Raw genomic sequence first — 18,521 nt, 5'->3', positions numbered from 1 at the left:
TATTCAAGGATATATAAATGAAATAAATATCCATTAAATTTGAGAACGACCTTATTTTTATTTTGGGACATAACCAGCTATTTGATTTCTTCCTCTTTCTTTTGCTGCATATAAAGCGGTATCAGCTTGCCTTATAAATTCATTTATAGTTATATTGTCATTTGGGATAACGGAGGCTGCTCCAAGGGTTATAGTAACTATATTTTTGATATTTGAAAATTCATGTTTAAGATGTAGATTTTCTATTTCAGTTCTAAATTTTTCACCAAGCTTTAATACATTATTTAAAGAAATATTTGGAAAAATTATCACAAATTCATCGCCGCCGTACCTGGCAACTATATACTTTTTATCAATATAATTTGAAAGGGCAGAACCAATTGCAGCCAAACAATTATCGCCTTCAACATGGCCATAATTGTCATTATACTGTTTAAAGCAATCTACATCTAGCAAAATTAAAGATAAATTATGTTTGTTTTTCTTTGCTAAATCCCATTGAATATTCATAACGCTATCAAATTTTCTTCGATTAGGAATACCAGTAAGACTATCATTTTCTGATATGTATAATAGCTTATTATTTAATTCTTCAAGTTCCTGCTGGATTTTCTTCCTATAATCAATTTCAATTTTAAGACTGGTAGATTTGATAGCATTGTTTACGGCAATTGATGCATAGGCGGAAAGAGCCTTTAGCATTTCTATATGGATAGTCTTAAAAGCTCCTATTTCAGTACTTTGGGCTGTCATAACTCCTAATAAATTATTATCTATTATAAGTGCAAAGTAAACAGCTGAGTTTATTATAATTCTACCAGTATAGTTATGAAGATAATTTGAGTCATCTACATATTTGGAATATTCATTCTGTATATCATTTATAACTACAAAATGTTTATTTCTCAGGCAATAAGCTGCTATACTAGATTTACTGTCAATAGAGGCATCTGCCATGCCAATGATTTTGTTGTCTTCATTATAATAATTATATTTAAGAAGCCCATTGTCTTCATCATATAATGCAATACCAAAGGTAGATATATCAACAAATGTTCTAACACTATTGCAAAGTATATCTAGAATTTCATCCAGATTGAGAGTAGAAGTAATTCTCTGCCCTAACTCACTAATTATAGATATATTTTTCAAGTTTTCCATAAGCTTTTCGGATTTTTTTCTGAAATTCTCACTTTTTTCCATTATGTTAAGTTTTTCTCTTTGCAATTCTTGCAGTTTGATTTTTGCTGTTATGCTATTAAGTCTTTGAGCATGTATAGTTTTTTCAAATTTTTCTTGATACTGAAAGTATAATTTATAGTATTTGTAGGAATTTTTTATATCTCCTATTTCTTCATATAATTTAAAAAATCTTTTACAGATTTCTATTGTTTTAACAAGAATATTATTTTTTATAGATATATTAAAGGCAATTTCTAGTTTATCCAGTGCACTATTAATATTTCCTCTATTTTTAAGATAATTACTATAGTCTAAGAGTACAGTAGCTTTGTAATATATATAAGTTTCCTTTAGGTCCACATCTAATGCTTTACAAAAGTATTGGTTTGCACGCTTAAAATCTTCTTTTCTTTCATAAATGAGGGCTGATATCCTATAAGCTTCAGGTAAAGCTAATTTGTAATTAAATGAATTCATTAGTTCAATGGATTTATTTAAAAGTGTAAGTGCTTTTTCATAATGGCCTTTTATATAATTCATTTCTCCAAGATTACATAATGAGATACCAAGAGTGGAGATATAATTTAATTTTTTATTAAAGGTTTCAGCTTTATTATAGAAGATAAAGGCATTTTCATAATCTCCAAGAGATTTGTATATTTCTCCAATGTTTGTGGATGTTTTTGCTAAGTAAAATTTATAAGTTGAATAACTATAATAGTTTTTGTTTACATTTATTTTTAAGGCTATTTTTTCAGCATTATTATAAAAATTAAAGCTTTTTTCATAATCTCCAAAATTAAGTAAATTATTTCCTATATATATCAGGGATAAAACTTGTATATCACAAATAGATTCTTTTTGTGATATACTTAAAGATTTAAAAAGAAAAACTAAAGATTTTTCATAATTACCTATATTAGTTAAGGCTTCACCAATTCTTAAAAGTGAAACAGCCATACCCGTAGTATAATTGATTTTTTTACATAATTCATAGGCTTTCTCACCTAATTCTATTGTATTAATACAATTCTCATATTTAAATTTATCAAGTTTCCATAAAATTTTATCTATGCTGGTTGTATCATCCATGTTAACCATAAGAATCAATCACTCCAATGTATTTTAATGAGTTTAATATATTAAAAATATAACAGTAAAATAAGATAAATTCAATTATTACTTCATATATGATTTAATTATAAAAATATTTAATATTTTAGAATGAGTATACATTATTAATGTTATTATCCATATATTTTCTTGTGAAATTTTGGCAATGAAATCGACCTCTATAAACATAGTTCTTGGCATCAGATAGAGTTTTTATTTTATAAAACAATTTTAAATTGTTTTATAAAAATCAACCTTTAGGTTGATTCATACATTAGAGTCAATAAAAAAACTTAAAGACAGGGGTGCAACCATTATATACACCACTCATTATATGGAGGAAGTGGAGGAAATATCAACCACAATTATTATGGATCATAATGAAGAATTTTTAACTAATAAAGAAACGGAAGTAATGTTAGAGATTAGTAAGGGACTTTCCAATAAAGAGATAGCAGAAAAACTTTGCATATCTTTAGCTACGGTGAAGACACATATTATAAATATATATTCTAAACTTCAGGTCAACAGTAGAGTAGCCGCTGTTGAAAAAGCAAGAAAAATGGATATCATCAAGAATTAGGAAACAGATAAATATAATGAAATGAACGTACATTTCATTATATTTAATATTTTGATTAATGCTGAAAATACAGAATCTCTTTTAATAAAGTTTTTTGCTTTTAAAACTATTAAACAATACAACTATTCCAATTAATATAAATAAAGCTGGTACTATTATACTTTCATTAATCCACCAAAAAAAGTCATTCATTATTATAATCGCCAAAGAAATTAAAGAAATTCCTCCTAAAATGAATACTGGAATTAGCAGCCCCTTGTGTTTATATCCAAATAAGTACAATTGAAATAAGCCTATGGCTACTGCTAAAGGATATATAGGCCAAGTATCTGCGGCAAATTGCCAATTAGTAAAGGTTTCAAAGAAAAATAATAAACCTAAATATGAAGTAGATGATGATTTTTAAAATTTAAACTAACTATATAATTTTTGAAAAATAATTTTACAATGAGTAGTTTTAGGAGTATACTATATACAATAATTAAATGATTATTTGCTAGGGGTGCCGTAAGGCTGAGAAGGAGGATTCCTAACCCTATGAACCTGATATGGCTAACACCATCGTAGGGAAGCAAGGGTTTGTATATTACAGAGCTTGCTTTATGCAGGCTTTTTATTTTATAAATGCATAAAGAAACCAAACCTGATGTTTATCCTACATCAGGTTTGGTTTCTTTTTAAATTAAAGATAAAGGAGTGTTACTATTATGAATTATACAACACAAATGGATGCAGCAAAAAAAGGAATAATCACAAGAGAAATGAACATTGTTGCAAGAAAAGAAGGTATGGAAGCAGAAAAATTAAGAGAATTGATTGCAGAGGGAAAGGTAGTAATACCAGCTAACAAGAATCATAAATCTTTAAATCCAGAAGGTATTGGAGAAGGACTTAGAACTAAGATAAATGTAAATTTAGGAATATCAAAGGATTGCTGCAGCATAGAAAAGGAATTGGAAAAGGTCAGAGTAGCTATTGAAATGAAAGCAGAGGCCATCATGGATTTATCCAACTATGGAAAAACTGAAAACATGAGAAAAAGAGTTATAGATATGTCTACCGCTATGCTTGGAACTGTTCCTATGTATGATGCCATTGGATTTTGTGATAAAGAACTTAAAGATATAACTGTAGATGAATTCTTTGAAGTGGTAGAAAAACATGGACAAGACGGCGTGGATTTTATTACAATTCATGCAGGACTTAATCGAGAAACTGCAACGGCAGTTAAAAATAATCCTAGATTAACTCAGATAGTATCCAGAGGTGGAAGTCTTTTATTTGCATGGATGGAACTGAATAATAGGGAAAATCCATTTTATGAATATTATGATAGACTTTTAGATATATGTGAGAAATATGATATAACTATTTCTTTAGGAGATGCTTGTAGACCTGGTTCCTTAAAAGATGCTACAGATCCAGCTCAGATTAAAGAACTTATTACCTTAGGTGAACTTACTAAAAAGGCTTGGGAAAGAAATGTACAAGTTATGATAGAAGGACCTGGACATATGGCTCTTAACGAGATAAAAGCCAATATGCTCCTTGAAAAGAAATTATGTCATGGTGCACCTTTTTACGTATTAGGACCTTTGGTAACTGATGTAGCTCCTGGATACGATCATATTACTGCAGCTATAGGCGGTACAGTAGCAGCTTCCAGCGGAGCAGATTTCCTATGTTATGTTACTCCAGCAGAGCATTTACGTCTGCCATCTTTAGAAGATATGAAGGAAGGAATAATTGCCTTTAAAATTGCAGCTCATGCAGCAGATATAGCTAAAGGAATAAAAGGAGCTGTGGAATGGGACAATGCTATGAGTAAAGCAAGAGCAGATCTTGACTGGGAGACTATGTTTGATTTAGCTATAGACGGAGAAAAAGCTCGTAGATATCGTATGGAGTCTTCACCGGAAGATCCAGAAACCTGCACAATGTGTGGAAAGATGTGCTCCATGAGAACTATGAAAAAAATATTGAATAATGAAGATCTAAATATAAAGTAAACTTTTAAATATTATTTTCAAATAAGAACAGATGTATGAGTTTTAGGAGGTGATATTACATGTTAGTCAACGGAAAAGAAATGAGCTTTAAAGATGGTATAACTATAGAAGAATTGCTGAATGAACTTAAAATAGAAGCTTATAAGGTAGTAGCAGAAGTTGATTTGAACATCATAGACAAAGAAGAATATGCAGCAACTAAGCTCACTAGCGATTCTAAAGTAGAATTAATAAGATTTGTAGGTGGGGGCTAATAAATTAATAAGGATTTACGTGCAAGCTAATTTATCAATACTGTGATATATTGGAGTATTTCTTATTTAATATATAACTTGGCATGTTGTCATTAGATAATATTAAAATTAATATATTACATTTATTTAATGTTTTTAAGATGGATGTATTCAAATTAATTAAGGCATCTTAAAAAAATAACTAGCTTCTTTAACTTGTTATTTATTTTCAGATGCCTAAAGTGAGGAGATAATTAAAATGGACGAACTTATTATTGGCGGGAGAGAGTTAAAAAGCAGACTGTTTATTGGCAGTGGAAAATATTCTTCAAATAAAATCATACCTGAATTATTAGAAAAGAGTGGAGCTGGGGTAATTACTGCAGCGCTTAGAAGGGTAGACTTTGATTCTGAAGCAGAAAATATTCTAAACTATTTAGGTAAGGATTCTATAATAATGCCTAATACTTCAGGCGCAAGAAATGCAGAAGAAGCTATTAGATTGGCTAGAATAGGTAAAGCAGCTGGCTGTGGAAACTGGGTAAAGATAGAAGTTATTTCAGATAATAAATACCTTCTTCCAGATAATTTAGAAACTATAAAAGCTACAGAAGTACTGGCAAAGGAAGGCTTTGTTGTTTTACCATATATGAATCCTGACTTACCAGATGCAAGAAGAATGCTGGAAGCAGGTGCAGCAGCAATAATGCCATTAGGTTCTCCTATAGGAAGCAATAGGGGGATTAGAACAAAAGAGATGATTAGAATTTTAATAGAAGAAATAGATTTGCCTATAGTAGTAGATGCAGGAATAGGAAAACCATCTGATGCTGTTCTAGCTATGGAAATGGGAGCATCAGCAGTACTTGTTAATACAGCACTGGCAACAGCTGGAGATCCTGCTCTTATGGCAGAAGCCTTTAAGCTTGCCGTTGAAAGTGGAAGAAAAGGTTATTTGGCAAAATTGGGTGTGGAAAAAAGTTATGCTGAGGCATCCTCACCATTAACAGGATTTTTAAGATAGGAGATGGGATAATGAGTTTTTTTGATGTAGCCAGTAAACTACAAGATTATGATTTTGATGGTTTTTTCAATAGTGTAACTGAAGAACAGGTGAAATATGTTCTAAGTAAGGATACCTTAGATAAAAATGATTTCATATGTTTACTTTCACCGGCGGCAGAAAAATTTATTGAACCTATGGCACAAAAGGCTCATAAAATTGCAATTAATAATTTTGGTAAAGCAGTCACCTTGTATACACCTATATATATAGCTAATTATTGCGTTAATAAATGTGCATACTGTGGCTATAATGTTGAAAATGATGTTCATAGAAAAAAACTTAACATGGAAGAAATCGAAAAGGAAGCAAAGGCAATACATGCATCTGGTTTAAGGCATATAATTCTTCTAACTGGAGAATCAAGATTTCACAGTCCAGTATCCTATATAAAGGACGCTGTAAAATTATTGAAAAAATATTTTAGTTCCATCTGTATTGAGATATATCCTTTAGAGGAAGATGAATATCGAGAGCTTGTAGAAGCTGGAGTAGATTCACTTACCATATATCAGGAAACCTACGATATGAAGAAATATGATGAAATTCATCTAGCAGGACCTAAAAAGAATTACAGATATAGAGTAGAAACGCCAGAAAGAGCTGCCAGAGCAGGTATAAGAGGAATGGGAGTAGGTGCTCTTTATGGCCTTGATAACTGGAGGAAAGAAGCTTATTTTTCTGGACTTCATGCAAGATATATACAGGATATGTTTCCCTACATGGAAATAAGTATGTCTGTACCAAGAATTAGACCGCATGCAGGAAGCTTTACCGATATTAAAGATGTAAATGATAGAAATTTAGTACAGATAATGTTGGCCTTTAAAATATTTCTCAAGAGATCAGGAATAAATGTGACTACCAGAGAAGCGGCTGAATTGAGGGACAATCTTATACCTTTGGGAGTAACTAAAATTTCTGCTGGTGTTTCTACAGAAGTTGGCGGTCACTCTTGTAAGGCTGAAGATCAAGGGGAAAAACAGTTTGAAATATCAGATAAAAGAAGTGTGAAGGAAATAAGTGATATGCTGAAGGCTAAAGGGTACTGCCCTGTTATGAAAGATTGGGAGTACGTTTAGTTATGGATAGAAAACTATTTGTAGTTACTAATAGAAAGCTTATAAAAGATGGAAATCTAATTAATGTGACAGAGGCTATAGTAAAAGGCGGCGCAGATGCTATTATTCTAAGAGAAAAAGACCTTTCTTCTAAAGAACTTTATAGTTTAGCAGTTAAAATGCAGGAAGTTGTTATGGATAGAATTCCACTAGTGATTAATGGAGATTACAATGTTGCTGTTAAATGTAAAGCAGATGGTATTCAACTGAGTTACAATACATTTTTAGATTTTGATAAAGCTTATGATAAGCTAAAGGGGGTTTCCATACATTCTTTAGAAGAAGCAAAAAAGGTTTATGATATAGGAGCAAATTATGTTTTAGCTGGCCATATATTTAATACAGCTTGTAAAGCCGGACTTCCAGGTAGAGGAATAGAATTTTTAAATGAAATTTGCAGTGATGTATCTTTGCCGGTAATTGCCATAGGTGGAATAGAGCTTAATAATATAGATAGTATTTTAAGAGCAGGAGCTAAAGGTGCAGCTCTCATGTCTTCTGTTATGGAAGCTGAAAATCCAGAAGAAACTGTTTATAATATGAAAGAGGCTATTGACAATTATTAGAAAAGAAAATGCATATTTTTACAAAGAAAAATGTATATAATGCGAATATATGCATTTTTCTTTGTAAAATTTGTTTTTTTTATTGCTTTATGTAATTGTATTGTGTTAGAATAGGTTAGACAATTTAATAAGTCGAATGAAGGTAGTGGGATAATTATTTAAACCGCTATTGGACGAGACTCTGGAGAGACTCAAAGGAGCACCGAAGGGGAAAACTAAAATTTTTAGTGAAACTCTCAGGTAAAAGAACGGAGATTATATGTTAAAGAAATCGTCTATGTGATATAGATACTTTTAATTCTCACATATGAAGTTGTTCTTAAATTTTCACGCTTCTCAGAGACTAATTTTAAATTTAGTCTTTTTTTATTTCTACATATTAATTCTTTTGAGTTTATTGCTTATTAATAAAATTCATTATTCAGGAGGAATTTGTTAAAATGAAATCATTTATTACAGTAATCGGAGAAGACAAAATAGGTATTATTCAAGGTATAACTTCAATATTATCAGAAAATAAAATAAATATTATGGATATAAATCAAACTCTTTTGCAAAACTATTTTACGATGATAATGTTTGTGGATCTATCTGAAATGGAAATAGATGCTAAAGAACTTAAAGAAAAGCTTGATATTGAAGCTGGCAAACTTGGAGTTTCAATTAAACTTCAACGTGAGGAAATATTTAGATCCATGCACGAAGTATAATAGATTGGAGAATTGAAGAAATGATTAATAACAAAGACATACTTGAAACCATAAATATGATCGAAAAAGAAAATCTTGATATTAGAACAATAACTATGGGTATATCACTTTTGGATTGCTGTGATTCCGATGGTAAAAAATCAAGACAGAAGATATACGATAAGATAACAAGAAAAGCCGAAAATCTGGTTAAAATAGGTGAACAAATAGAACTGGAATACGGAATTCCAATAATACATAAGAGAATATCTGTAACTCCTATGGCATTGATTGCTCAAAGCAGCGGTGATACAGATTATGTGGAATATGCAAAGATAATGGATGAAGCTGCAAAAACAGTGGGCGTTAACTTTATAGGTGGATTCTCTGCACTGGTACATAAAGGCTGTACTAATGGAGATAGAATACTTATAAAATCCATTCCAGAAGCATTGGCAGTTACAGAAAGAGTTTGTTCTTCAGTAAATGTTGGGACTTCAAAAGTTGGAATAAACATGAATGCTGTAAGGGATATGGGAGAAATAGTAAAACAGGCAGCTTATCTTACAAAAGATAATGGAAGCATTGGCTGTGCAAAGCTAGTAATCTTCGCCAATGCAGTAGAAGATAATCCGTTTATGGCGGGAGCTTTTCACGGTGTTGGAGAAGCAGAGTGTATAATAAATGTAGGTGTTAGTGGACCTGGAGTTATAAAATCTGCTTTGGAAAATGTGAGAGGTGAAAAATTTGATGTAATAGCTGAGACTATAAAGAAAACTGCTTTTAAGATAACTAGAGCTGGCCAATTAGTTGCTACTGAGGCGTCAAAGAGACTTGATATACCTTTTGGAATAGTAGATTTATCTTTAGCACCTACTCCGGCAGTTGGTGATAGTGTAGCTAGAATACTAGAGGAAATTGGTCTTGAGGCTTGTGGTTGTCCTGGTACAACTGCTGCACTAGCTATGCTTAACGATGCAGTTAAAAAGGGTGGAATAATGGCATCTTCTCACGTTGGGGGATTAAGTGGTGCTTTCATTCCTGTAAGTGAAGACGAAGGTATGATAAATGCGGTAGAAATTGGTGCATTAAATATAGAGAAGCTTGAGGCTATGACTTGTGTTTGCTCAGTAGGCCTTGATATGATTGCTATCCCTGGTGATACACCAGCAGCAACCATTTCTGGAATTATTGCTGATGAAGCGGCCATTGGAGTAGTAAACAACAAGACTACAGCAGTAAGAGTAATACCTGTCTATGGAAAAGATGTGGGAGACAGAGTAGAATTTGGTGGACTTTTGGGAGCTGCACCAGTAATGGCTGTAAGCAAGTTCTCCAGTGAAGATTTCGTTGCAAGAGGTGGAAGAATACCTTCACCAATTCACAGTTTTAAGAATTAGAAACTATTTTAAGCTTATAAAATTAACTGTCTTATAATAAAAATTGTTTTTTTATTATAAGACAGTTTTTATTTAAGGCATATGAAAATAAATACTAAGATTTATTTTCATATGCCTAACTTTAACTTGGCAGCAGCATTTTCAAATGATACAATAATACTGTTGACATATCAACTGTAAATTTAAATTATATTTTTATTAGTAATATTGGTTAAAGTAAGTGTTGCTTTATAATGGAGGTAATTTGTCACTGCATAGGCAAATATGGCAGAGTATACAAAATATATTTTCACAAGAATTTCTCATTACATAGCTATAAAGAATTTCATGTAAGGCATGTGAAAATAAATAAGAAGTCAAAGATGCGACGAATATTTTGAATCCTACAAGGAAACAGGTTCCGAAAATAGTAAGCTATTTGAGGGTTCTGCTGACGTAGAAGGATTCAAAATAGGCTAGCATACTGACTAGTTTATTTTTTGAACATGCCTAAGTAAAAGAAATGTATCTATTTTAGCTTATTTGTTTTTGGATGACTAATAAATAAAGGATGATATGTAAGTATGAATACAAAAAAGAGTAATATAATCATAGCATTAATGGTGGCAATGTTTTTAGGAGCAGTGGAAGGAACCGTGGTAACTACAGCTGTACCAACTATTGTTAAAGAATTGAATGGTTTCAGTGAAATAAGCTTAGTTTTTTCTATGTACTTATTGACTTCAGCAATTTCTACCCCTATATACGGAAAATTATCTGACTTATATGGAAGAAAAAATACCCTCACTTCAGGTATTATAATTTTTTTAATTGGAAGCTCTTTATGTGGATTTTCACAAACTATGTATGATCTCATAGTATTTAGAGCTATACAGGGTATAGGTGCTGGAGCTATATTCACAGTAACTTATACTATAGTTGGTGATTTATTTACTCTTTCTGAAAGAGCAAGAGTTCAAGGCTGGCTGAGTACAGTTTGGGGTATAGCAAGTATAGGTGGGCCATTTTTAGGTGGATTTTTAATCCAATATCTGTCCTGGCATTGGATTTTTTTTATAAATATCCCCTTTGGTATAATGTCTATAATCCTTTTACAAAAAAATTTAAAGGAGAGTCTTGAAAAAAGTAAAATTACTATAGATTTTTTAGGCATAATAACATTATCCTTATCTATTATAATATTTTTATATGGTGTTTTCTCCATTTCAAATACTACTAAAGGGTATTCGATGTCTTTAATCCTTTCTTTAGTTGTAACCAGTATCTTTTTATTTATATTTTACCGTGTTGAAAAAAAGGCAAAAGAACCTATTGTACCTTTTGAAATTTTTACTAAAGCCAATATAATCGCTAATTTTATTAGTTTATTAGCTTCTGCTATTCTAATAGCTTTAGATGCATATATGCCTTTATATATACAGAGTGTTTTAGGTTTTAGTGCGGTAATTTCGGGTCTAGCTATGGCACCTGTTTCTGTTGCATGGCTTTTGTCATCTTTTATATTATCAAAAATTATTGATGTATATGGTAAAAAAGCAATGGTATGTATATCATCTATGGTTTTATTTTTCAGCTGCATACTTTTAGGTACATTGTATCTAAAGGCTTCTTTGACGCTAGTTATATTATATACATCTCTTATGGGATTCGGCTTTGGGGGAGCTTTTACAACCTTGACAATAATAGTGCAAGAATCTGTGGATTATAATAAAAGAGGAGCGGCCACTGCTTCAAATTCATTATTGCGAACTATAGGACAAACCGTAGGGGTAGCCGTTTTTGGAATTGTATTCAATCTTAATATCATAAAATATTTTTATGGATTGGGAATAAAAAATATTGATCCTAATAGTCTATATAATTCAAATGAAACCAAGAGAGGGATTCCTATTAATGAGATAAGAGAATCTCTAAATTACGGTATGCATGTAGTTTTCCTGATATTAGTAGCTGCTGCTATAATAGGCTTGATATTATCTTTTATGCTTCCGCATAATAAGATATCATCTACAAAATGATCATCTAGTATTTTACATCATGTATACTGAGGTTTATTAGTAAATTTAGTTTAAATTATTATTGATAATTACATACCTCTAAATCATTTAATAGGAATGTATAATAAGTTGTTTCTTCATCAATTAAAAAGAGGTGCAGTGAATGGAATTTTTAAAGAAGTATTTTAAAAAGTATTGGAAGGGATTTTGCTTGGCAATAGCATTTCTTACTTTAGAGGCAGGCTGTGACCTTATGCAGCCTACTATAATGTCAAAAATAGTAGATGTAGGTGTAGTAAATAGACAAATGGATTATGTGCTTAAGATGGGAGCAGTAATGCTTATGATTACTGCATTAGGTGCTTTGGCAGCCTGTGGCCGTAATTTCTTATCCAGCAGTATTTCTCAAAAATTTTCAGCAGACATAAGATTAGATCTATTTAAAAAGATACAGGGATTTTCCTTTGATAATGTAGACAGATTTTCTCAGGCTTCACTTATAACAAGAATTACAAATGATGTAACGCAATTGCAAAATTTCGCCAATGGACTTATGAGAATCTTCGTAAAATCCCCTATTGTATGCATAGGGAGCATTATTATGGCTGTTAGTTAGGCTTAATATTAAGCTTTCTGTAGTTTTAGCTGGTGTATTGCCTGTAGTTGCCATACTTATATTTTCTAATATGAATATAGGATACCCGTATTTTGTAAAGGTACAGAGAGCTTTAGATAATGTTAACAGCATAATGAGAGAATATTTATCTGGCGTAAGAGTAGTTAAAGCTTTTAATAGATTTAATTATGAAACAAACAGATTTAGAAAAGTCAATGAGGAATATAGTGGTCTGTCCACTACAGCTATGCGTATAATGGCAGTATTCTCACCAATCAATGCCATTGTTGTGAATATTGGAATAATAGCAATACTGTGGATTGGTGCAGTTAATGTGAATAGAGGTAATATGCAGGTGGGTCAGATAATAGCCTTTATAAATTATATGACTCAGATACTATTTTCAATAATGATTATATCTATGGTGTTCAATACCTTTGTAAGAGCTAGAGCCTCAGCAGAACGTATAGGAGAAGTATTTATGGAAGAAAGTACTCTACTATACAATAAAGATAATCAGCATAAAAAATTTAAGTACAGGGGAAGAGTGGATTTTGAACATGTGTATTTTTCCTATAACAATCAAAGTAAAGCAGTTATGAAGGATATTAGTTTTACTTGTATGCCTGGAGAAACTGTAGGGATTATTGGGGCTACAGGTTCAGGAAAAACTACTTTGGTTAATCTTATTCCACGTTTTTATGATGTTAAGTCCGGCAGTATAAAGGTTGATGGTGTTGATATAAAATATATAGACAAAGACATATTGATGGATAAAATAGCCATAGTCCCGCAGAAAACTATATTGTTTACGGGAACAGTTATAGATAATGTAAGATGGGGTAGGGGAGATGCCACACTTGAGGAAGTGAGAGAAGCTGCAAAAATTTCTATGGCAGATGAATTCATCTCAAGTTTTCCAGAGCAATATGATACAAGGCTTGGGCAAGGGGGAGTGAATTTTTCTGGAGGACAAAAACAGCGTGTTTCTATAGCCAGGGCATTAATTAAAAAACCTGAAATACTTATACTTGATGATTCCACTAGTGCTGTAGATGTTACTACAGAAGACAGTATAAGAAGAGGATTGAAAAGATATTCCCAAGGACTTACCTGTATAATAATTGCTCAGCGTATTACTTCTGTAATGGGAGCAGATAAGATAATTGTACTTGATGAGGGTAAAATAAAAGCTATTGGAAAACATGAAGAACTTATGAAAAGCTGTGATATATATAAGGATATTTTTAATTCTCAAATGGTAAAGGAGTTGACCTCTATTGTCAGAGAATAATAAAGATGTTAGAAGAGAAAATGTTAATATGCCTGGTATGGGACCAAGGCGTGGTGGAAGAAGAAATATGGGCCCCGTAGAAAAACCCAAAAATTTCAAAAGAACTCTAAAAAAATTATGGTCTTATTTTGGAAAAGAGAGGAAATTATTGACAATTATATTTGTACTTATAATTATTGATGCTGTAGTAACATTAATGGTTCCTTATTTTATTGGTAAGGCCATTGATGCTATGTCCATTAACAATAAAGTAAATTTTAAAATGATGGAAATAATTTTAATTGCATTGATAGTATCATATTTCTCTGATGCCATATTAACTTTTATTCAGGGCTGGGTTATGGCTGGAGCTGCCCAGCGTATAGTAAAAAATATGAGAGCGGCTCTTTTCGAAAAACTTCAGAAACTTCCTATAGCATTTTTTGATATAAATACTCATGGTGAAATTATGAGTAGACTATCTAATGATATAGATAATGTAAATAGTACTATATCCCAATCAACAACACAGTTAATGTCTGGTGCAATTACTATCTTAGGTTCATTGATTATGATGATTATACTTAGCCCCTTACTTACTTTAGCCAGTATGATTACAGTACCACTAGTGTTTTTGCTTACTAGAGCCATAGCTAAAAATACTAGCTTTTTATTTAAAAGCCAGCAGAAAGAATTGGGAAGGTTAAATGGCCAGATAGAAGAGGCCATTTCAGGAATTCATATAGTAAAGGCCTTTAATCATGAAAATAAGGAAATAGAAAAATTTGAAAAAATTAATGATAATTTATGTACAGTAGCTTTAAAAGCACAGATATGGTCTGGATATTTAATGCCTCTAATGAATGTAATTAATAATGTGGGTTTTGCAGTAGTGGCAGGCGTGGGTGGAATACTGGCGGTAAAAAATATTATTACAGTAGGTATTATAGCTAGCTTTTTAAGTTATTCAAGACAATTTTCAAGACCATTAAATGATTTAGCAAGTGTATTCAATACTCTTCAATCGGCAATAGCAGGGGCAGAGAGAGTATTTGATATATTAGATGAGAAAAATGAAATGGGAGATATTGCAAATGCTAAAGTATTAGATAGCCCTGAAGGCAATGTAATATTTGAAGGAGTCAGCTTTGCTTACCGTAAGGATATAAAAATACTTAAAGATGTTAGCTTTGAAGCAAAAGCAGGAAGCAGTATTGCTTTAGTAGGACCTACAGGAGCAGGAAAGACTACTATTGTGAATTTACTTACTAGGTTTTATGATGTTTCTGAAGGAAAGATATTAATTGATGGTATAGATATAAGGGAATATACAAGAGATAGTCTTAGAAAATGTTTTGGTATAGTACTTCAGGATACTTATTTGTTTACAGGAACTATAAAAGAAAATATTAAATATGGAAAACTGGATGCCTCTGATGAAGAAATAGAGAGAGCAGCCATTATGGCAAATGCAGATGCTTTTATAAGGGAGCTACCTGGGGGATATGATACTGTATTATTGGAGAGTGGAAGCAATTTAAGTCAAGGACAGAGACAGCTCTTAGCTATTGCCAGGGCAATACTGTCAAATCCGGCTATACTAATTTTAGATGAGGCCACCAGCAGTGTAGATACTAGAACTGAGATGAGAATACAGCAGGCAATGATAAAACTTATGAAAGGAAGAACCAGCTTTATTATAGCCCATAGATTAAGTACTATCCGTGATGCAGATATTATTATGGTAATAGACCATGGAGAAATTGTTGAACAGGGAAACCATGAGAAACTTATAGAGGAGAAAGGCATACATTACAATATGTATTTTAGTCAGTTTAACAATAGAGATGATTATGAGTAAATTAAGAAAGTTGCGTACTAACTTGAAAGTTTCTGCTCATTAACCAGTGAAAGCTTTTGTGCTGTAAAGTCCCGAAAAACATGGGATTTTACAGCCACAAAACGTTAAAGATTTCACTTCGTGAAAGGTGAAATCTTTAACGTTACTTAGCTGGTTAAAAGTGATAGATTTGGCTAAAGCCAAAAGTGAAGGAGATTTTTTCTCACTACTTTGAATTTTCTAAATATTCATAAGCATATTCAGCATATAGACTACTTGATATCTGTAGAGCATCTTCATCTATATTGAATCTATCATTGTGCAGAGAATAAATTGCATCTTTTTCAGGATTTCTTGCACCAACTAGTGCAAAGACACCTGGAACCTCTTGAAGATATTCTGAAAAATCTTCTGATATTAAAAATGTCATTTTATCAGCTATAGCATCTCTTGATAATATTTCTTCTACAGCATGCCTACCAATTAATGCTAGGGTATAATCATTTATTACTGGAGGAACAGTAAAATCATATTCTAATTCTGCTTCTGCTTTGTAAGACCTTGCTGTACTTTGGATTATTCGTTTCAAATCATGAGGAATATTTTTTCTTATTTCATTATTAAAACATCTAGTGGTACCATGTAATACCGCAGTATCTGCTATTATATTGTATTGAGTTCCAGCGGTAAAGGTACCTATACTTACTACTAATGGCTCTAGAGGATCTACTTCTCTACTTACAATAGATTGTAAATTTAAAACTATGGCAGAAGCTACAACTAAGGCATCTACGGCCAAATTTGGCTTTGCACCATGACCACTTTTACCCTTTACAGTTATTTTAAATTTATCTGAGGATGCCATTCTTGGACCACCCTCAATGGATATTTTTCCACAGTCTATATCGGGAATTAGATGTATCCCAAATACACTATCTACTCCATCTAAAAAGCCTTCAGTAACTAAAGTTTTAGCTCCGCTCCCAGCTTCTTCACCTGGCTGAAATATGAGTTTAACTGTACCGCTCAGTTCTTCTTGTATTTCTTTTAGTATTCGTGCAGCTCCAAGCAATGAAGCCATATGACCATCATGACCACAAGCATGCATATATCCTGAAACTTTTGATTTATAATCTATCAGGTTACACTCAGCAATAGGTAAGGCATCTATATCTGCACGTAGAGCAATAGTTTTACCTTCTTTACCACCTTCAATTGTTGCTAGTATGCCTGTACCAGTGCTGCTGGACACCTTATAGGGTATTCCCAATTTATCAAGTTCACTTCTTATCTTTTTGGAAGTTTCAAATTCCTGTAAGCTTGGCTCAGGATATTTATGAAAATGTCTTCTTAGTTCTATTATATAATCCTTGTATTTTGGCGCAATATTTTTAATATTCATTTATTTCATCCCCAATCGTTTGTTAAATTAACAATATTATTATTGATTATAAGACAATAGCACATAGATTATCATTGATGTTAATGGATTTCATAATTTAATTATACTACAATACTGACAGTTTTAATATGATAAAAGAGTTGGTAAAAATAAAAAGTTAAGTTTTATATTGACATTAAAATATCAGTGTGCATATAATCAGATATTAATAAAGGCTACTTGATGGGGGGCTGTACCCCAACATAAGTTAGATGAATTATCCAGGGACATGCTACTGGTCTTTCCACCTTTAGAAAAGCAGAGGAATATTACAGCAGCTAGTCATGAGATAAAAATTGGAGTCGTTTTGTTTATTGGAGGATTTATGGATTTATTAACTGAAACATTAGAAAATATAACGCCACTATATGGTGAAAAAGTTATTCTTGCAAAGAAAAGACTTGATTCTTTGGCAAAGCCTATTGGAAGTCTTGGTGGACTCGAAGAAATAGCCTGGAGAATGGCTGGAATAACAGGAAAAATTAAAAATAGTATAAAAAAGAAAAATACAATCATAATGTGTGCTGACAATGGTGTAGTGGAGGAGGGGGTTAGTTCCTGCCCTAAAAACTTAACAGCTATTGTAACGGAAAATTTTACTAAAGGTTTATCAGGTGTCTGTGTGCTTTCAGCACAGGAAAAAGCTGATATAACTGTTGTGGATATAGGAGTAGATTATAATTTTAACAACCATGCCATAATTAATAAAAAGATTGCCCATGGAACTAAAAATATGAAAAAGGGCCCGGCAATGACTAGAAATCAAGCAATTACAGCTATAGAAACTGGTATAGAAATAGTTGATGATTTAGTGAAGAAGGGCTATGATATTTTTGGTACAGGAGAAATGGGAATTGGTAATACTTCTACCAGTGCAGCAGTATTAAATGTACTTTTAGATATTGATTTACAATATGTTTGTGGAAAGGGCTCCGGTATTACGGATGAAATGCTTGAAAATAAAAAAAATGTTATAAGAGAATCTATTATACTTAACAGGCCAGATAAAAGTGATGTAATAGATGTATTATCAAAGGTAGGTGGATTTGATATTGCTGGACTATGCGGATGCTTTTTAGGCGCAGCTAAAAATAGAGTACCAATTGTTATAGATGGCTTTATAGCCTCTGTGGCAGCCATTTGTGCATACAGGCTGAATAAAAATGCTAGAGAATTTATGTTTCCATCTCATTTATCAATGGAGCCTGGAGCAGCACATATAATGAAGGAACTCAATATAAAGCCATTTTTACATATGGAAATGAGGCTTGGTGAAGGTTCAGGATGCCCACTGGCTTTTAATATAATAGATGCCTCTTTGGCTATAATGAATAATATGAAGACCTTTCAGGAATTAAAAATGGAAACAGATTATTTAGTAGATATAAGGTGATG

At 32.0% G+C, this 18,521-nt stretch carries 15 protein-coding genes and 2 riboswitches; of the genes, 13 read left to right on the top strand and 2 right to left on the bottom strand.

Annotation, left to right across the window (positions count from 1 at the left end):
- Positions 1–57 precede the first annotated feature (57 nt).
- Entirely contained in the window at positions 58–2,283 is a 2,226-nt protein-coding gene (locus CLOPA_RS19450; RefSeq protein WP_015617137.1) for a sensor domain-containing diguanylate cyclase, read from the bottom strand.
- A gap of 346 nt (positions 2,284–2,629) precedes the next feature.
- Here CLOPA_RS19450 and CLOPA_RS19445 point away from each other — a divergent pair, with 346 nt between their 5' ends.
- From CLOPA_RS19445 to CLOPA_RS19390, 12 genes are all read left to right on the top strand, one after another.
- On the top strand, positions 2,630–2,878 hold the full coding sequence (locus CLOPA_RS19445) for a response regulator transcription factor (protein WP_155241943.1): 249 nt from the start codon (positions 2,630–2,632) through the stop codon (positions 2,876–2,878).
- Positions 2,879–3,366: 488 nt separating this feature from the next.
- Positions 3,367–3,465, top strand: a riboswitch (TPP riboswitch).
- Between the two features lie 120 nt (positions 3,466–3,585).
- Positions 3,586–4,887 (top strand): phosphomethylpyrimidine synthase ThiC, encoded by a 1,302-nt coding sequence (thiC, locus tag CLOPA_RS19435; RefSeq protein WP_015617136.1) that lies wholly within the window; start codon positions 3,586–3,588, stop codon positions 4,885–4,887.
- 59 nt (positions 4,888–4,946) lie between these two features.
- On the top strand, positions 4,947–5,141 hold the full coding sequence (gene thiS, locus CLOPA_RS19430; protein WP_015617135.1) for a sulfur carrier protein ThiS: 195 nt from the start codon (positions 4,947–4,949) through the stop codon (positions 5,139–5,141).
- Between the two features lie 238 nt (positions 5,142–5,379).
- Positions 5,380–6,144, top strand: coding sequence for a thiazole synthase (locus tag CLOPA_RS19425; RefSeq protein ID WP_015617134.1), 765 nt, complete (start codon positions 5,380–5,382; stop codon positions 6,142–6,144).
- A gap of 11 nt (positions 6,145–6,155) precedes the next feature.
- Positions 6,156–7,265 carry a 2-iminoacetate synthase ThiH gene (gene thiH, locus CLOPA_RS19420; RefSeq protein ID WP_015617133.1) on the top strand — a complete coding sequence of 370 codons (1,110 nt, stop codon included), beginning with the start codon at positions 6,156–6,158 and terminating at the stop codon, positions 7,263–7,265.
- 2 nt (positions 7,266–7,267) lie between these two features.
- Positions 7,268–7,870, top strand: a complete 603-nt coding sequence (locus CLOPA_RS19415) for a thiamine phosphate synthase (RefSeq protein WP_015617132.1) — start codon at positions 7,268–7,270, stop codon at positions 7,868–7,870.
- Positions 7,871–8,041: 171 nt separating this feature from the next.
- Positions 8,042–8,132, top strand: a riboswitch (glycine riboswitch).
- A gap of 178 nt (positions 8,133–8,310) precedes the next feature.
- The gene (locus CLOPA_RS19410) at positions 8,311–8,580 is read left to right on the top strand and encodes an ACT domain-containing protein (protein WP_015617131.1); all 270 of its coding nucleotides are present in this window, start codon (positions 8,311–8,313) and stop codon (positions 8,578–8,580) included.
- 20 nt (positions 8,581–8,600) lie between these two features.
- Positions 8,601–9,959, top strand: a complete 1,359-nt coding sequence (locus CLOPA_RS19405; RefSeq protein WP_015617130.1) for a PFL family protein — start codon at positions 8,601–8,603, stop codon at positions 9,957–9,959.
- A 563-nt stretch (positions 9,960–10,522) separates the two neighbouring features.
- Positions 10,523–11,977 carry an MDR family MFS transporter gene (locus CLOPA_RS19400; RefSeq protein ID WP_015617129.1) on the top strand — a complete coding sequence of 485 codons (1,455 nt, stop codon included), beginning with the start codon at positions 10,523–10,525 and terminating at the stop codon, positions 11,975–11,977.
- Positions 11,978–12,119: 142 nt separating this feature from the next.
- Positions 12,120–12,572: an ABC transporter transmembrane domain-containing protein gene (locus CLOPA_RS26680; RefSeq protein WP_347460022.1), complete on the top strand. Its 453-nt coding sequence runs from the start codon at positions 12,120–12,122 to the stop codon at positions 12,570–12,572.
- A gap of 37 nt (positions 12,573–12,609) precedes the next feature.
- Complete coding sequence (locus tag CLOPA_RS19395) at positions 12,610–13,866, top strand: ABC transporter ATP-binding protein (protein WP_347460021.1); 1,257 nt, start codon at positions 12,610–12,612, stop codon at positions 13,864–13,866.
- A 28-nt stretch (positions 13,867–13,894) separates the two neighbouring features.
- A complete protein-coding gene (locus CLOPA_RS19390) occupies positions 13,895–15,706 on the top strand; it encodes an ABC transporter ATP-binding protein (protein ID WP_051115705.1) in 1,812 nt (603 codons plus the stop codon).
- Positions 15,707–15,911: 205 nt separating this feature from the next.
- Here the strand turns inward: CLOPA_RS19390 and CLOPA_RS19385 are convergent, their stop codons facing one another.
- Complete coding sequence (locus tag CLOPA_RS19385) at positions 15,912–17,087, bottom strand: M20 family metallopeptidase (RefSeq protein ID WP_015617127.1); 1,176 nt, start codon at positions 17,085–17,087, stop codon at positions 15,912–15,914.
- A 364-nt stretch (positions 17,088–17,451) separates the two neighbouring features.
- On the opposite strand from CLOPA_RS19385, the gene cobT reads away from it, so the two are divergent.
- Positions 17,452–18,519: a nicotinate-nucleotide--dimethylbenzimidazole phosphoribosyltransferase gene (gene cobT, locus CLOPA_RS19380; protein WP_015617126.1), complete on the top strand. Its 1,068-nt coding sequence runs from the start codon at positions 17,452–17,454 to the stop codon at positions 18,517–18,519.
- Positions 18,520–18,521: the final 2 nt, after the last annotated feature.

It is taken from the genome of Clostridium pasteurianum BC1, from assembly GCF_000389635.1.
GTDB lineage: Bacteria > Bacillota > Clostridia > Clostridiales > Clostridiaceae > Clostridium_I > Clostridium_I pasteurianum_A.
The sequence above is the reverse complement of the archived record's forward strand: the minus strand, read 5'-3'. Positions and strand labels throughout refer to the sequence as shown.

What these genes read in the sequence shown, in the direction of transcription:
- CLOPA_RS19450 (WP_015617137.1), bottom strand. Translation starts at nt 2,283, where the DNA reads ATGGTTAACATGGATGATACAACCAGCATAGATAAAATTTTATGGAAA.
- CLOPA_RS19445 (WP_155241943.1), top strand. Translation starts at nt 2,630, where the DNA reads ATGGAGGAAGTGGAGGAAATATCAACCACAATTATTATGGATCATAAT.
- thiC (WP_015617136.1), top strand. Translation starts at nt 3,586, where the DNA reads ATGAATTATACAACACAAATGGATGCAGCAAAAAAAGGAATAATCACA.
- thiS (WP_015617135.1), top strand. Translation starts at nt 4,947, where the DNA reads ATGTTAGTCAACGGAAAAGAAATGAGCTTTAAAGATGGTATAACTATA.
- CLOPA_RS19425 (WP_015617134.1), top strand. Translation starts at nt 5,380, where the DNA reads ATGGACGAACTTATTATTGGCGGGAGAGAGTTAAAAAGCAGACTGTTT.
- thiH (WP_015617133.1), top strand. Translation starts at nt 6,156, where the DNA reads ATGAGTTTTTTTGATGTAGCCAGTAAACTACAAGATTATGATTTTGAT.
- CLOPA_RS19415 (WP_015617132.1), top strand. Translation starts at nt 7,268, where the DNA reads ATGGATAGAAAACTATTTGTAGTTACTAATAGAAAGCTTATAAAAGAT.
- CLOPA_RS19410 (WP_015617131.1), top strand. Translation starts at nt 8,311, where the DNA reads ATGAAATCATTTATTACAGTAATCGGAGAAGACAAAATAGGTATTATT.
- CLOPA_RS19405 (WP_015617130.1), top strand. Translation starts at nt 8,601, where the DNA reads ATGATTAATAACAAAGACATACTTGAAACCATAAATATGATCGAAAAA.
- CLOPA_RS19400 (WP_015617129.1), top strand. Translation starts at nt 10,523, where the DNA reads ATGAATACAAAAAAGAGTAATATAATCATAGCATTAATGGTGGCAATG.
- CLOPA_RS26680 (WP_347460022.1), top strand. Translation starts at nt 12,120, where the DNA reads ATGGAATTTTTAAAGAAGTATTTTAAAAAGTATTGGAAGGGATTTTGC.
- CLOPA_RS19390 (WP_051115705.1), top strand. Translation starts at nt 13,895, where the DNA reads ATGCCTGGTATGGGACCAAGGCGTGGTGGAAGAAGAAATATGGGCCCC.
- CLOPA_RS19385 (WP_015617127.1), bottom strand. Translation starts at nt 17,087, where the DNA reads ATGAATATTAAAAATATTGCGCCAAAATACAAGGATTATATAATAGAA.
- cobT (WP_015617126.1), top strand. Translation starts at nt 17,452, where the DNA reads ATGGATTTATTAACTGAAACATTAGAAAATATAACGCCACTATATGGT.